This is a genomic window from Variovorax pasteuri, assembly GCF_051216435.1.
GTDB lineage: Bacteria > Pseudomonadota > Gammaproteobacteria > Burkholderiales > Burkholderiaceae_C > Variovorax.
The window spans coordinates 1-12,938 of sequence record NZ_JBPJZS010000007.1; the positions used below are offsets into that span (position 1 = coordinate 1).

The window sequence follows — 12,938 nt, forward strand, 5'->3', positions numbered from 1 at the left end:
CCAACTCGCAATCAGCTCCGAAGAAACCCATCGCAACCAACACCTTGCGGTGACTGTCAGTCGAGCCCTCGATTATGCACAGTTTTTAGCACTTCGAGCAAGGAGGAGAAGATTTTTCATCAAGCAGTCACTTGCCCGACCGGCTTCACACACTAAAAAGCAAAAAGCCGCCCAAGGGCGGCTTTGCATCCTGCAACTCGCTGCTTAGTAATAGCGCGAGTTGTTCATGCGACGCATCGCTTCGTACAGCGTAGGCATGCGTGCTTCCTGCGAACGCAGGTTCATACGGGCAACGGCATCGATCTTGGCGGCTTCAGCAGCGGGCACAGTGCCTTGCGATTGCTGACGCCACATGGCGGCCTGCAATTCCTGCATCACGCGCGGATCGTTCTTGGCCGTTTCCAGGAAACGAGCGTCAGCGCGAGCAGCAGCACGGCGCTGAGCAGCAGCACGCCAGGCGCCAGCGACGCTGCTTTGGCGGACCGAGCCGGCAAACAGCGCAAACAAGCCGATGGCTGCAAGGCAGAACACCGCCCACACGGCGAGCACGCTGCCTTCGTTCCAGTTCGACACGAGCGAGTCGGTCACCACCAGCACGGCCGCGGCAATGGCGACGATCAGCAGGGCGATGAGGGGGCGGGCGCCGTTGGCACCGGCGCGGGCGGCCTGGATCTGGCCGAACAGGACTTCGGCGCGATGCACGCCGGGGTGGACAGTAGGTTGGTCAACGTGGACGAAGCTGGTCATGATGCATCCCTCCTAAGGGATAGTGGTAATCAGTGGTGGCGAACAAGGCCGATGCAGTGATATTAGGGCTTACCCTAGTGCGTTTCCACTTTATCTTTCTGATGTTTATCATTCATAGCACTGATGGACGTCAACTTTCGCACGCTCGACCTCAACCTGCTCCGCGTCTTCGACGAGGTGATGGCGGAGCGCAACCTCACGCGCGCCGCCCGCAACCTGTCGATCACCCAGCCGGCGGTGAGCAACGCGCTGAGGCGCTTGCGCGAGGTGCTGGGAGACGAACTGGTGCGCCGCTCGGGTGCCGGCGTGGAGCCCACGCCCCGCGCGCTGGCCCTGTGGCCGACCGTGCGAGACGCCCTGCGCCAGTTGCAGCACACGCTGGCGCCCGGTGAGTTCGATGCGGGCACCGCCGACACCACCTTCCTGCTGGCCATGGCCGACGCCACGGCGGCCGAGCTCATCCCGGGCCTGGTGCAGATCGCTGAAAAGGAAGCACCCGCCATCTCGATGCGCGTGCTGCCCCTGACCACGCGCGACCCGCGCCGCATGCTCGAGCAAGAAGAAGTCGACATGGCCGTTGGCTATTTCCCGGCGGTGATCGCCAGCCTCGCGGCACGCGGGCAGTCGGGCGTGGGCGTGGCGTTCGAGACCCAGCGGCTTTACCTGGGTCAATATGTGTGCGTAATGCGGCGGGACCACCCGCTGGCAAAGTCGCCCCTCACGCTCGACGACTATTGCGCGGCGCGGCACCTGCTGGTGAGCTTTTCGGGGAGGCCGTACGGCTTCATCGACCAGACGCTGGGCGCCCTGGGGCGCGAGCGGCGCATCGTGGTGACGGTGAACCAGTTCTTCACGGCGGGCCGGGTGGTCGCCAATTCAGACCTGCTGACCGTGCTGCCGCGTCACTTCGTGACGGTGACCGGCATCGACGACCAGTTGGTGCTGCGCGACCTGCCCTTCGACCAGCCGCCGGTGCACGTGGATGCCATCTGGCACCGGCGCGCCCAGCACGGGCATGCGCACGAGTGGCTGCGCACCGCGCTGTTGCGCTCGGCAGCCTCGGCTTTCGCCGGATCGGTCCTCGGGCAGAAGGTGCCCGGCTGACCGAAACGGATCAGCGGACGACGCTGAGCCAGGCGCTCGCGGCAGCGCGCAGTTCCTGCGCGTCGTGGGCACCGCGGCCGGCACGCATGTCGGCGCTTTCCATCAGGGCCGACGCATGGCTCGCGGGGGCGTTGACGGTGGAGGAACGGAAGAAACGTGCCACTTGGGCGATGAGGCTGAACATGATGTTGCGCGGCTTGTGGCCGTGCTCTGAGTGGTTGATGTACCAAGATTAAGGGTTATCCCTAACAAAACAAGTGCGACCTTATGCGCTTCATGCATGGGGCAATTCACCTAGACTGCCCCGACGATGAAGCTGCAACTGCTCTCCGACCTGCACCTGGAGTCCCACCCCCGCTTCCATGCAGAGCCCGTGCCGGGTGCCGACATGCTGATCCTGGCGGGCGACATCGGCTCGTACCAGGAAGGCTCCCGCCTGACCGACACGGACTTCGGCCTGGGCCGTTTTTCCCCGCGCAACGGCTGGCCCACGCCGGTGATCTACGTGCCGGGCAACCACGAGTACGACAACGTCGACTTCGACGAAACCCACGACAAGCTGCGCGCGCTCTGCGAAGAGCTCGGAATCCTCTGGCTGGAACGCGAAACCCGCGTGATCGACGGCATCCGCTTCATCGGCACCACGCTGTGGGCGGACTTCGACGCGCTCGCCGTGCCCACCGACAGCCTGGCCGAGGCGCTGAAGAAGCGCGGCAAGGCCATGCGCGCGGCTGACTTCTACCTTGAAAAAGCAGCCACCATGCGTCACGGCGAGCTCTTCCTCGCTGCGCAGTTGCGGGAGCAGGGATTGGCCTGCCAGGCCTGGCTCGCGCAGGCGCTGGCCGAGCCGTTCGACGGCACCACGGTGGCCATCACGCACTTCGCGCCCAGTCTCGAGAGCGGCGACCCGCGCTACGGCCTGACGCCCGGCACGGCCGGTTTCTGCAATGGGCTGGACGAACTCCTGCCCCACGCGAAGCTATGGCTGCACGGCCACCTGCACTGCCCGTCCGACTACGTGAAGAACGGCTGCCGCGTGGTGGCCAATCCGCTGGGCTACGCGCGCAACGGCGAACAGGAAGGCTTCAGGCCCGGACTGCTGATCGAGGTGCGCTGAAGAACCAGGCCTCGACGTGCGCGCAGCGCCCCGCTGTGCAGTCAGCGCGAGGCGATGCCGTCGAAGCAGGTCGCGAGCACCAGGTCGACGATCTGCTCGTCGGTCTGCAGTCCGCCGGCCTTCAGGAAACCGAGCACCGGATCGCAGGCGCGCGCATACAAGGTGTACAGCACGGCAATCGCGGGCAGCTTCGAGTTGAGCGAGCCGTCGGCCTGCGCGGCCTGGATCCAGCCGCCGAGCTTGTCGCTCAGGGTCACCAGGCGGTCGAGGTAGCCGCGGTTGTTCATCAGCGCGGCGCGCAGCGTGGAGTTCTGGTGCGGCAGCGAGGGCATCTCGCCGGCCAGCTGCACCTGCATCGACCAGCGCACCACGGCGCGCAGCTTGGCGACGGGGGTGTCCTCGGCCGGCACGGCAGCCACGAAGTCGAGGGTGCGCTGCATGATGCGCACCATCGCCGCGGCGGCCAGGTCTTCCTTGCTGGGAAAGTGCTTGTAGAGGCTGGCCTTGGCGATGCCGACGGCGGCCGCCACCTCGTCGACCGTCATCGACTCGAAGCCCTTCTCGGCGAGCAGGCGGTTGGCCGTCTGGACGATGGCCTCCTCGCGGGCCTGCAGCATCTGTTCCTTGAAGGAGGTCTTGGCGGGGGCGGTGGCACTCATGGGCGAAATTCTAGTCTTGAGCGTCGCCGATCAGACGGACTGGATGCCGAAATACCAACCAGTCTTTTACAGACCGAGCAGTTCCGACCTGACGTTCAGCTGCTGCGGCCCTTGGACACCAGGCGGATGCCGGGCATCAATTCGGCCGCCAGTTCCGGCCGCTCCAGCGCGTAGTCAAGGTTCATGCGCGCAATTTCGACGTGCTCCTCGCCCAGCGCCTGCGCCCGCGAGCCCTGCCCCCGCTCGATCGCCTGCACCATCGCGTGATGGGTGCGATGCGCCTGGCGCATCCATTGCTGGCCTTCTTCCATCGACGACTGCATCGGCAGCATGGCGCTCGGCGCGGCGAAGGGCTGGCCGCCCAGCATGTCCATCACGCGCTTCAGGGCCAGGTTGCCGCAGCCTTCGAGGATCAGCTTGTGGAAGCGGTCGTTCATTTCGACGTACGCCGCGTAGTCGTCGATTTCCATGCTCGGCTTGTTCACGGCGCGGTCGCCGTCGTCCAGGCAGTCCTTCAGGTCGCGCAGCAGCTGGCGCGACGCACCGTCCTCGGCCAGCAGGCGCGCCGCGAAGCCCTCGATCACGCCGCGCACGCGAATGGCGTCGGCCACCTCCTGCGAGGTGAAGCGGCGCATCTGGTAGCCGCCGCTGGGCGATTGTTCGATCAGGCCTTCATGCTCCAGGCTGGCCAGCGCGAGGCGCACCGGGGTGCGCGAGGCGTCGAGCTTCTCTGCGAGCGGGATCTCGGCCAGCCGCTCTCCGGGCACGAATGCGCCCTTGAGGATCAGGTCGCGCAGTTGCACGAGCACGCGGGATTGTTGGGAGTCCATCGGCGGATTCTAGGAGACGCGCCCTCATTGCACGCAGCAGATTTATGCTGGCTCAGTTGTTGCATGCATTCTTCGTCAGCAGGTGTGTAAAACACACGGAAGTCTGCGTATTTACCCTGACTGTGGCGCTTCAATGCCCCGTTTCAGGGCAAAAAAGCCGATGCAGGTTTGACCGATGTGGAGGATCACCAAGACAATGCATGCAGTTGCATGCAATGACAAACAAGCCTCTTCCCACAGCACCCACGATGGAGCCCGCACGATGATCAGCGCAGAGCAGAACGAATTCATCACCCGCGTCGGACCCGGCGCGCCGGCCGGCCAGCTGCTGCGCCGCTACTGGCAGCCGGTGGCCCTGACCGACGAACTGGCGGGCCTGCGCCCGGTCAAGCCGGTGAAGCTCATGGGGCAGGACTTCGTCCTGTTCCGCGACGAGAGCGGCCAGCTCGGCATGCTCGACCGCGACTGCCCGCACCGCGGTGCCGACCTTGCCTTCGGCCGGCTGGAAAACGGCGGCATCCGCTGCGCCTTCCACGGCTGGCTGTTCGACGCCAAGGGCAACTGCCTCGAAACCCCGGCCGAGCCCGCCACCAGCAAGCTGTGCAGCCGCATCAAGCAGTCGGCCTATCCGGTGGTCGAGAAGGCCGGCGTGGTCTTCGCGTACATCGGCGAGGGCGAGCCCCCCGCCTTCCCCGACTTCGACTGCTTCGTCGCGCCCGACAGCCACACCTTCGCCTTCAAGGGCCTGTTCGAGTGCAACTGGCTGCAGGCGCTCGAAGTGGGCATCGACCCCGCGCACGCCTCGTACCTGCACCGCTTCTTCGAGGACGAAGACACCTCCGAGAGCTACGGCAAGCAGTTCCGAGGCGCCTCGGCCGACTCCGACATGCCCATCACCAAGGTGCTGCGCGAGTACGACCGCCCCGACATCAGCGTGGAGACCACCGACTACGGCTTTCGCCTGAAGGCCCTGCGCAAGCTGAGCGAAGACACCACCCACGTGCGCGTGACCAACGTGGTGTTCCCGCAGGCCTTCGTGATCCCGATGAGCGCGGAGATGACCATCTCGCAATGGCACGTGCCGGTCGACGACACGCACTGCTACTGGTACGCCGTGTTCACCAGCTTCACCGGCCCGGTCGACAAGCAGCAGATGCGCGACCAGCGCCTGAAGCTGTACGAGCTGCCCGACTACACCTCGCGCAAGAACAAGCGCAACAACTACGGCTTCAGCATCGAGGAACAGCTGACCGAAACCTACACCGGCATGGGCGACGACATCAACGTGCATGACCAATGGGCCGTCGAGTCCCAAGGCGCCATCCAGGACCGCACGCGCGAGCACCTGGGCAGCACCGACAAGGGCATCGTGGCCTACCGCCGCATGCTGGTGAAGGCCATCGAGGCCACGCTGGCCGGCGAAACCGCGCCGATGCTCATCGACGCCGCGCAAGCCGCCGCGATGACCGGGCCGCCGTCCATTGACGGCATCGGGCGCAACGTCAGCGACGAAGCCGCCACCGAGGCCTACTGGCAGGACGCCGACCGCGCGCGCCGCCTGAAGTCCGACTGGGCTGCCGCCCGGCTCGCCGGCTGAGCGCACGCCATGAGCAGCAACACATTCGTCGACCGTTTCGGTCTCTGGTCCGACGACCAGCACGCGCAGGCCAGGGAACTGGTGCGCCGCATCGACAACGCGGAGGTCGACCTCGTGCGCTTCGCCTGGCCCGACCAGCACGGCATCCTGCGCGGCAAGACGCTGGTGGCCACCGAGGCCCGCTCGGCCCTGTGGGAGGGCGTGAACCTCACCTCCACCCTGCTGGCCAAGGACACCTCGCACAAGACCGTGTTCCCCGTGTTCAGCGCCAACGGCGGCTTCGCCATCGAGGGCCTGCAGGGCGGCGCCGACTTCACCGTCGTGGCCGACCCCGCCACCTTCAAGGTGCTGCCGTGGTCCCCGCGCACCGGCTGGGTGCTGTGCGACGCCTACATGGCCGACGGAAAGCCCTGCCCCTTTGCGACGCGCCAGATCCTGCAGCGCGCGGTGCGCCAGCTCGACGAACTGGGGCTGGACTTCATCGCCGGCCTCGAGGTGGAGTTCCACGTCTTCAAGCTGGAAGACGCGCGCATGAACCTGGCCGACTCGGGCCAGCCCGGCGAGCCGCCGCGCGTGTCGCTGCTCTCGCACGGCCACCAGTACCTGACCGAGCTGCGCTACGACCGCGTCGACACGCTGATGGAGCTGCTGCGCTCGCAGCTCATCGCGCTGGGCCTGCCGCTGCGCTCGCTGGAAATCGAGTTCGGCCCGAGCCAGTTCGAGCTGACCTTCGGTCCCACCGCGGGCGTGACGCCGGCCGACACCATGGTGCTGCTGCGCAGCGCCATCAAGCAGATCTGCCAGCGCGCCGGGCTGCACGCGACCTTCATGTGCCGCCCGAAAATTCCGAACGTGATGTCCAGCGGCTGGCACCTGCACCAGTCGCTGCGGCGCAAGAGCGACGGCGTGAACGCCTTCATGCCCGAGGCCGAGGGCCGGCACCTGAGCGAGATCGGCATGCACTACCTGGGCGGGCTGAAAGCGCACGCCTGCGGCGCCGCGGCGCTCGCGAGCCCGACCATCAACGGCTACCGGCGCTACCGCCCCTTCTCGCTCGCGCCCGACCGCGCGATCTGGGCCAAGGACAACCGCGGCGCCATGCTGCGCGTGCTCGGCGGCGTGGGGCAGAACGCCTCGCGCATCGAGAACCGCGTGGGCGAGCCCACGGCCAACCCGTACCTGTACCTGGCGTCGCAGCTGTTCTCGGGCCTGGACGGCATGAAGAACCGCATCGACCCCGGCCCCTCCGCCGACGCACCCTACGAGACGCCGGCCGAGCAACTGCCGCGCTCGCTGGGCGAGGCGCTGGCCTGCCTGCGCAGCGACGAGATGCTCAACGCGCAGATGGGCAAGACCTTCGTCGACTACCTGTGCCACATCAAGGAAGCGGAAATCGCCCGCTTCAACCTCGAAGTCAGCGAGTGGGAACACCGCGAGTACTTCGACATCTTCTAGACCTTTCCATGCCCACGATCCACTACATCCTCAAGGACGGCACCACGCGCGACGTCAACGCCAAGCTCGGCGCCAGCGTGATGGAGACCGCCATCCGCGGCAACGTGCGCGGCATCGACGCCGAGTGCGGCGGCTGCTGCTCCTGCGCCACCTGCCACGTCTACGTGGAGGACGCCTTCCTCGACCTGCTGCCGCCGCCCGACGACATGGAAAGCGCCCTGCTCGACGCGGTCGCCTCCGAACGCAGGCCGGGCTCGCGCCTGAGCTGCCAGCTCACCGTCACGGCCGCCTTCGATGGCCTCACGGTGCGCGTGCCCGATACGCAGATCTGAAGCGGGGGTCGGGCATCATCGCCCGCTTTGCGCATCCGGTTACATGACAGCGGCGCCCGAGGGGCGCATTCACTCCACCTGAAAGGTCTTTTCAAATGACGCCAACGACGCCCATGACGATCTCCAAGAGAACCCTCCTGTCGACCCTGTTGCTGGCCGGCTTCGGCCTGCTGGGCGCGACGGCGCACGCCGCCGACGAGCCGCTGCGCATCGGCCTCATCGCCACCTACTCCGGCCCCTATGCCGACTACGGCCGCCAGTTCGACGCGGGCATCGCGCTGTACCTGAAGGAGCACGGCGGCAAGGTGGGCGGGCGCACCGTGGAGATCATCAAGAAGGACACCGCGGGCCCCGCGCCCGACGCCGCCAAGCGCATCGCGCAGGAGCTCATCGTGCGCGACAAGGTGAGCATCCTCACCGGCCTGGACTTCAGCCCCAACGCCTACGCCGTGGGCGCCATCGCCACGCAGGCCAAGATCCCGACCATCGTGATGAACGCCGCCTCGTCGGCCATCACCACCAGCTCGCCCTACGTGGCGCGCCTGTCGTTCACCGTGCAGCAGGTCACCGACCCGATGGCGCGCTACATGCTCAAGGAAGGCATCAAGGACGCCTACACCGTGGTGGCCGACTACGCCTCGGGCGTCGATGCGGAAACCGCCTTCAAGAAGACCTTCACCGCCGGCGGCGGCAAGGTGTCGGGCGAGGTGCGCACGCCCATGAACAACCCCGACTTCTCGGCCTACGTGCAGCGCATCAAGGACGCCAAGCCCCAGGCCGTGTTCTTCTTCTTCCCCTCGGGCGTGATGCCGCCGGCCTTCCTGAAGGTGTGGAAGGAGCGCGGCATGGAGCAGGCCGGCATCAAGCTGTACGCCACGGGTGAAGCCACCGACGACAGCTACCTCGACGCCACCGGCGACGTGGCGCTGGGCCTGGTCACCAGCCACCACTACTCGTTCGCGCACCCCTCGCCCAAGAACCAGAAGTTCGTGAAAGACTTCGCCGCCGACAACGGCGCCAAGCTGCGCCCGAGCTACTTCGCCGTGACCGCGTATGACGCCATGGCCGCCATCGACCTGGCACTGGCCAAGACCAAGGGCGACACCGGCGGCGACAAGTTCATGGAGGCGCTCAAGGGCCTGAGCTTCGAGAGCCCGCGCGGCCCGATCGAGATCGACCCGGCCACGCGCGACATCGTGCAGACCGTGTACATCCGCAAGACCGAACGCGTGAACGGCCAGCTGGTGAACGTGGAGTTCGACAAGTTCGACCGCGTGAAGGACCCGGCCAAGGAAGCCGCCGCCAAGTAAGGCGCAACGCAAGCCGCCAGCCAGCACGCAGCAAGCAGGAAACTCATGGGCATCGTGATCTTCGACGGAGTGGCCTACGGCATGCTCCTGTTCCTCATCGGCGTGGGCCTGTCCATCACGATGGGGCTCATGAATTTCGTCAACCTCGCGCACGGCAGTTTCGCGATGGTGGGCGGCTACGCCGCGAGCGTGCTGATGAACCAATTCGGCGTGGGCTTCGGCCTTTCGCTGGCGGCGGCCTTCGTGTCGGCTGCGCTGGTGGGCGCGGTGCTGGAGTTCGTGTTCTACCGGCGCCTGTACCGCGCGCATCCGCTCGACCAGGTGCTGCTGTCGATCGGCGTGGTGTTCGTGTCGATCGCCGCGTTCACCTACTTCTTCGGCCCGACGATGCAGCCCTTCACGCTGCCGCCGGCGCTCGACGGGCAGGTGTCGATGTTCGGCCTCGAGGTGGGCCGCTACCGCCTGTTCCTGATCGTCTGCGGCGTGGCCGTGCTGGTGGCGCTGCTGCTGGGCCTGGGCAAGACGCGCTACGGCGCGATGGTGCGCGCGGCGGTGGACAACCAGCGCGTGGCGGGCGGCACGGGCATTCATGTGCAGCGCCTGTTCTTCCTGACCTTCTCGCTGGGCTGCGGTCTCGCGGGGCTGGGCGGTGCATTGAGCCTGGGCATGCTGGGGCTGGAGCCTTCGTTCCCGCTCAAGTACCTCGTCTACTTCTTGATGGTGGTGTGCGTGGGCGGTGCGGGCACCGTCACCGGGCCGTTCATCGCGGCGCTGCTGGTCGGCATCGTCGATGTGGCGGGCAAGTACTACTGGCCTGAAGCAGGGGCCTTTCTCATCTACGTGGTCATGATCGTCATGCTGCTGGTGCGGCCCCACGGCATCGTGGCGAAGAAGGGGATCGCATGAAAGCCCTGAACGTTTCCGCCGCGCAGCTGCGCATCGCCGAGGTCGCCTTCTGGCTCGCACTCGCGTCCACCTTCTTCCTGTTGCCCGACAAGCTCACGCTGATGAGCCAGGTCATGATCTTCGGCCTGTTCGCCGTGTCGCTCGACATGGCACTGGGCTACGCGGGCATCCTCACCGTCGGCCACGCCGCCTTCTTCGGCGCGGGTGCGTACGCCGCCGGCCTGCTCGCCAAGTACGGCTGGGGCGAGCCCTTCACCGGCCTCGTGTTCGCGCTGGTCGTCAGCGGCCTGCTGGGCTATGCGCTGAGCTACCTCGTGGTGCGCGGCGCCGACCTCACGCGGCTGATGATCACCATCGGCGTGTGCGTGCTCCTGTTCGAGGTGGCCAACCGGCTCTCGGGCATCACCGGGGGCACCGACGGCCTGCAGGGCGTGGTCATTGCGCCCGTGCTCGGCTTCTTCGACTTCGACCTCTACGGCAAGACCGCCTTCTGCTATGCCTTCGGCGTGGTGCTCGCCATGTTCCTGCTCGTGCGGCTGGTGCTGCGCTCGCCCTTCGGCCTGGCGCTGCGCGGCATCCACGACAGCCGCAAGCGCATGCTGGCCATCGGCTCGCCGGTCGAAGCGCGGCTGCGCATGGCCTACGCCTTCTCGGCCGCCGTGGCCGGCGTGGCGGGCGCGCTGCTGGCGCAGACCACGCAGTTCGTCGGCATCGAGTCGATCGGCTTCAACCGCTCGGCCGAAGTGCTCATCATCCTCGTGCTCGGCGGCACCGGGCGTCTGTATGGCGGAATGATCGGCGCCATCGTCTACATGCTGGTGCACGACGGGTTCGCCGACATGAACCCGCAGTACTGGATGTTCTGGCTCGGCATCTTCCTGATCGCGGCCGTCATGCTGGGGCGCGGCGGCATCATGGGGGCGCTGTCGCGCTTCGTTCGCACGGGGAAGGCGCGATGAGCGGCTCCACCACCCACACGCTGCGCACGCAGAACCTGGGCATCCGCTTCGGCGCCTTCCAGGCCGTGAGCGAGGTGAACCTCTCGCTCGAACCCGGCGCGCGGCAAGCGCTGATCGGCCCCAACGGCGCGGGCAAGACCACGCTCATCAACCTGCTCACCGGCGTGTTCAAGCCCACGAGCGGCTCGATCCACATGGGCGAGCGCGACATCACGCGCCTGCCCTGCGACAAGCGCGCCCGCATGGGCTTGGCGCGCACCTTCCAGATCAACACGCTGTTCCCCAGCCTCACGCCGCTGCTGTCGGTGGTGCTGGCGATCAGCGAGCGCGAAGGGCTGGGCGCCACCTGGTGGCGCCCGCTCACGGGATGCACCTCGGTGTTCGACGAAGCGCACGCGCTGCTCGGCACGCTCAAGCTCGACAGCCTGGCCGACGTGCCCGTGTCCGAGCTGCCCTACGGCAAGCAGCGCCTGCTCGAGATTGCGCTGGCGCTGGCCGCCAAACCCCGCATCCTGCTGCTCGACGAGCCCGCGGCCGGCGTGCCGGAAGACGAGAGCGGCGAGCTGTTCGAAGCCATCGCGGCGCTGCCCGAAGACATCAGCGTGCTGTTCATCGAGCACGACATGAAGCTCGTCTTCCGTTTCTCGCGCCGCATCTCGGTGCTGGTGGGCGGACGCATCCTCACCGAAGGCACGCCGGCCGAGATCGGCACCGATCCGCGTGTGCGCGAGGTCTACCTGGGAAGCTCTCATCACCATGCCTGAAACATCCGCATCCGTACCCGCACTCGCGTTCGACCGCGTCACCGCCGGCTACGGCAACGCCGTGGTGCTCGACCGCCTCGACTTTTCATTGCAGCAGGGCGAGAGCCTCGCCATCCTCGGGCGCAACGGCGTAGGCAAGACCACGCTGCTCGAAACGCTGATGGGCAACACGCGCGTGATGCAGGGCGCCATTCGATGGCAGGGCGCGGACATCACGCGCTGGCCCTCGCACCAGCGCGTGCGCGCCGGGCTGGGCTGGGTGCCGCAGGAGCGCGAGGTGTTTCCCTCGCTCACCGTGGAAGAGAACCTCACCGTGATCGCGCGCTTCGGCGCGTGGAACCTCAAGCGCGTATACGACTTTTTCCCGCGCCTGCGCGAGCGGCGCGGCAACTACGGCAACCAGCTCTCGGGCGGCGAGCAGCAGATGCTGGCCATTGCCCGCGCGCTGATGACCAACCCCAAGCTGCTGCTGCTCGACGAGCCCATGGAGGGTCTCGCGCCGATCATCGTGGAAGAGCTGGCCGCGGCAATCCGGCGGCTGTGCGAGTCGGAAGGACTGGCGTCCATCGTGGTCGAACAGCATCCGGTGCTGGCGCTGGAGATGACGCACAAGGCCATCGTGCTGGAGCGCGGCACTGTCGTGCATGCCGGCCCGAGCGCGGCGCTGGCCGCCGACAGGGGCCTGCTCGAAGGCCTGCTCGGCGTGGGCATTGCCGAGGACGTGGCGGGCTGACCCGGCGGCCTGAGGCTCCCCCCGGCCTCAGGCCCCGGCCCGTTCGCGCCAACGCCGGGCGCACACGCTGAAGCGCCACGCGGCGAGGCACGCGAGCGCGAAGGCCACCGCCCACGAGACCCACAGGCACGCGAAGACGATGAAGGCCACGCCGATGTCCGCCAGGTGCGTCCAGAACGAGGGGGCGTTGCCGCTCAGGCCCTGAAGGCGCTGGAGATAGGCGCCCACGCACCACCACACGGCCGGCGGCACCGCGGCAACGCACAGGGCGTAGCCAAGGCTGGCCTCCAGCGGGCCGATGCGGCCTTGCGACACGGGCCGCTGCCAGGCGAAGAAAGCGACCACGGCGAGCAATGCGCAGGTCACGAAGCCGAGCAGCAACAGGCCGTTCAGCAGCAAGAAGTCGTCGTCCATGGGCGCAAAGC

Annotated in this window: 16 protein-coding genes; 11 read left to right on the plus strand and 5 right to left on the minus strand. The window is 67.1% G+C overall.

The genetic code is table 11. The features are described 5' to 3' along the window. Positions 1 to 208, plus strand: a 208-nt coding sequence (locus ACSFBM_RS23115) for a hypothetical protein (protein ID WP_435486467.1), incomplete at its 5' end; no start/stop codon positions are given. Here the strand turns inward: ACSFBM_RS23115 and ACSFBM_RS23120 are convergent. Next, the gene (locus ACSFBM_RS23120; protein WP_435486468.1) at positions 205 to 747 is read right to left on the minus strand and encodes a hypothetical protein; all 543 of its coding nucleotides are present in this window, start codon (positions 745 to 747) and stop codon (positions 205 to 207) included. The genes ACSFBM_RS23115 and ACSFBM_RS23120 overlap by 4 nt on opposite strands. 123 nt (positions 748 to 870) lie before the next feature. On the opposite strand from ACSFBM_RS23120, the gene ACSFBM_RS23125 reads away from it, so the two are divergent. Beyond that, a complete protein-coding gene (locus ACSFBM_RS23125) occupies positions 871 to 1,851 on the plus strand; it encodes a LysR family transcriptional regulator (protein WP_435439981.1) in 981 nt (326 codons plus the stop codon). Positions 1,852 to 1,861: 10 nt separating this feature from the next. On the opposite strand, the gene ACSFBM_RS23130 is transcribed toward ACSFBM_RS23125, so the two are convergent. Next, complete coding sequence (locus tag ACSFBM_RS23130; RefSeq protein ID WP_435439980.1) at positions 1,862 to 2,035, minus strand: hypothetical protein; 174 nt, start codon at positions 2,033 to 2,035, stop codon at positions 1,862 to 1,864. 126 nt (positions 2,036 to 2,161) lie between these two features. On the opposite strand from ACSFBM_RS23130, the gene ACSFBM_RS23135 reads away from it, so the two are divergent. Continuing rightward, positions 2,162 to 2,968: a metallophosphoesterase gene (locus ACSFBM_RS23135; protein ID WP_435486469.1), complete on the plus strand. Its 807-nt coding sequence runs from the start codon at positions 2,162 to 2,164 to the stop codon at positions 2,966 to 2,968. A 41-nt stretch (positions 2,969 to 3,009) separates the two neighbouring features. On the opposite strand, the gene ACSFBM_RS23140 is transcribed toward ACSFBM_RS23135, so the two are convergent. Both ACSFBM_RS23140 and ACSFBM_RS23145 read right to left on the minus strand, forming a co-directional pair. Continuing rightward, positions 3,010 to 3,627, minus strand: a complete 618-nt coding sequence (locus ACSFBM_RS23140; protein WP_435486470.1) for a TetR/AcrR family transcriptional regulator — start codon at positions 3,625 to 3,627, stop codon at positions 3,010 to 3,012. Positions 3,628 to 3,722: 95 nt separating this feature from the next. Next, positions 3,723 to 4,457 carry a GntR family transcriptional regulator gene (locus tag ACSFBM_RS23145; RefSeq protein ID WP_435439977.1) on the minus strand — a complete coding sequence of 245 codons (735 nt, stop codon included), beginning with the start codon at positions 4,455 to 4,457 and terminating at the stop codon, positions 3,723 to 3,725. A gap of 262 nt (positions 4,458 to 4,719) precedes the next feature. Here ACSFBM_RS23145 and ACSFBM_RS23150 point away from each other — a divergent pair, with 262 nt between their 5' ends. The 8 genes from ACSFBM_RS23150 to ACSFBM_RS23185 all read left to right on the plus strand — a co-directional run bounded on the left by ACSFBM_RS23150 (position 4,720) and on the right by ACSFBM_RS23185 (position 12,513). After that, positions 4,720 to 6,054 carry an aromatic ring-hydroxylating dioxygenase subunit alpha gene (locus ACSFBM_RS23150; RefSeq protein ID WP_435486471.1) on the plus strand — a complete coding sequence of 445 codons (1,335 nt, stop codon included), beginning with the start codon at positions 4,720 to 4,722 and terminating at the stop codon, positions 6,052 to 6,054. Positions 6,055 to 6,063: 9 nt separating this feature from the next. Continuing rightward, positions 6,064 to 7,509, plus strand: a complete 1,446-nt coding sequence (locus ACSFBM_RS23155) for a glutamine synthetase family protein (RefSeq protein WP_435439975.1) — start codon at positions 6,064 to 6,066, stop codon at positions 7,507 to 7,509. Positions 7,510 to 7,517: 8 nt separating this feature from the next. After that, a complete protein-coding gene (locus ACSFBM_RS23160; protein WP_435486472.1) occupies positions 7,518 to 7,841 on the plus strand; it encodes a 2Fe-2S iron-sulfur cluster-binding protein in 324 nt (107 codons plus the stop codon). 113 nt (positions 7,842 to 7,954) lie between these two features. Beyond that, complete coding sequence (locus ACSFBM_RS23165) at positions 7,955 to 9,151, plus strand: ABC transporter substrate-binding protein (RefSeq protein ID WP_435439988.1); 1,197 nt, start codon at positions 7,955 to 7,957, stop codon at positions 9,149 to 9,151. 45 nt (positions 9,152 to 9,196) lie between these two features. Next, positions 9,197 to 10,057 carry a branched-chain amino acid ABC transporter permease gene (locus tag ACSFBM_RS23170; RefSeq protein WP_435486473.1) on the plus strand — a complete coding sequence of 287 codons (861 nt, stop codon included), beginning with the start codon at positions 9,197 to 9,199 and terminating at the stop codon, positions 10,055 to 10,057. After that, a complete protein-coding gene (locus ACSFBM_RS23175) occupies positions 10,054 to 11,016 on the plus strand; it encodes a branched-chain amino acid ABC transporter permease (protein ID WP_435486474.1) in 963 nt (320 codons plus the stop codon). Before ACSFBM_RS23170 ends, ACSFBM_RS23175 begins: the two co-directional genes overlap by 4 nt. Continuing rightward, positions 11,013 to 11,780: an ABC transporter ATP-binding protein gene (locus ACSFBM_RS23180; RefSeq protein WP_435486475.1), complete on the plus strand. Its 768-nt coding sequence runs from the start codon at positions 11,013 to 11,015 to the stop codon at positions 11,778 to 11,780. The genes ACSFBM_RS23175 and ACSFBM_RS23180 overlap by 4 nt, the downstream gene beginning before the upstream one ends. Further along, positions 11,773 to 12,513 (plus strand): ABC transporter ATP-binding protein, encoded by a 741-nt coding sequence (locus ACSFBM_RS23185; protein ID WP_435486476.1) that lies wholly within the window; start codon positions 11,773 to 11,775, stop codon positions 12,511 to 12,513. Before ACSFBM_RS23180 ends, ACSFBM_RS23185 begins: the two co-directional genes overlap by 8 nt. Before the next feature lie 27 nt (positions 12,514 to 12,540). Here ACSFBM_RS23185 and ACSFBM_RS23190 read toward each other — a convergent pair whose 3' ends face one another. Then, positions 12,541 to 12,927 (minus strand): hypothetical protein, encoded by a 387-nt coding sequence (locus ACSFBM_RS23190; RefSeq protein WP_435486477.1) that lies wholly within the window; start codon positions 12,925 to 12,927, stop codon positions 12,541 to 12,543. Between the last annotated feature and the right edge of the window lie 11 nt (positions 12,928 to 12,938).

Bases quoted from the DNA above. Each gene is read 5' to 3' on its own strand.
- ACSFBM_RS23120 (WP_435486468.1), bottom strand. From the start codon at position 747: ATGACCAGCTTCGTCCACGTTGACCAACCTACTGTCCACCCCGGCGTG.
- ACSFBM_RS23125 (WP_435439981.1), top strand. From the start codon at position 871: ATGGACGTCAACTTTCGCACGCTCGACCTCAACCTGCTCCGCGTCTTC.
- ACSFBM_RS23130 (WP_435439980.1), bottom strand. From the start codon at position 2,035: ATGTTCAGCCTCATCGCCCAAGTGGCACGTTTCTTCCGTTCCTCCACC.
- ACSFBM_RS23135 (WP_435486469.1), top strand. From the start codon at position 2,162: ATGAAGCTGCAACTGCTCTCCGACCTGCACCTGGAGTCCCACCCCCGC.
- ACSFBM_RS23140 (WP_435486470.1), bottom strand. From the start codon at position 3,627: ATGAGTGCCACCGCCCCCGCCAAGACCTCCTTCAAGGAACAGATGCTG.
- ACSFBM_RS23145 (WP_435439977.1), bottom strand. From the start codon at position 4,457: ATGGACTCCCAACAATCCCGCGTGCTCGTGCAACTGCGCGACCTGATC.
- ACSFBM_RS23150 (WP_435486471.1), top strand. From the start codon at position 4,720: ATGATCAGCGCAGAGCAGAACGAATTCATCACCCGCGTCGGACCCGGC.
- ACSFBM_RS23155 (WP_435439975.1), top strand. From the start codon at position 6,064: ATGAGCAGCAACACATTCGTCGACCGTTTCGGTCTCTGGTCCGACGAC.
- ACSFBM_RS23160 (WP_435486472.1), top strand. From the start codon at position 7,518: ATGCCCACGATCCACTACATCCTCAAGGACGGCACCACGCGCGACGTC.
- ACSFBM_RS23165 (WP_435439988.1), top strand. From the start codon at position 7,955: ATGACGATCTCCAAGAGAACCCTCCTGTCGACCCTGTTGCTGGCCGGC.
- ACSFBM_RS23170 (WP_435486473.1), top strand. From the start codon at position 9,197: ATGGGCATCGTGATCTTCGACGGAGTGGCCTACGGCATGCTCCTGTTC.
- ACSFBM_RS23175 (WP_435486474.1), top strand. From the start codon at position 10,054: ATGAAAGCCCTGAACGTTTCCGCCGCGCAGCTGCGCATCGCCGAGGTC.
- ACSFBM_RS23180 (WP_435486475.1), top strand. From the start codon at position 11,013: ATGAGCGGCTCCACCACCCACACGCTGCGCACGCAGAACCTGGGCATC.
- ACSFBM_RS23185 (WP_435486476.1), top strand. From the start codon at position 11,773: ATGCCTGAAACATCCGCATCCGTACCCGCACTCGCGTTCGACCGCGTC.
- ACSFBM_RS23190 (WP_435486477.1), bottom strand. From the start codon at position 12,927: ATGGACGACGACTTCTTGCTGCTGAACGGCCTGTTGCTGCTCGGCTTC.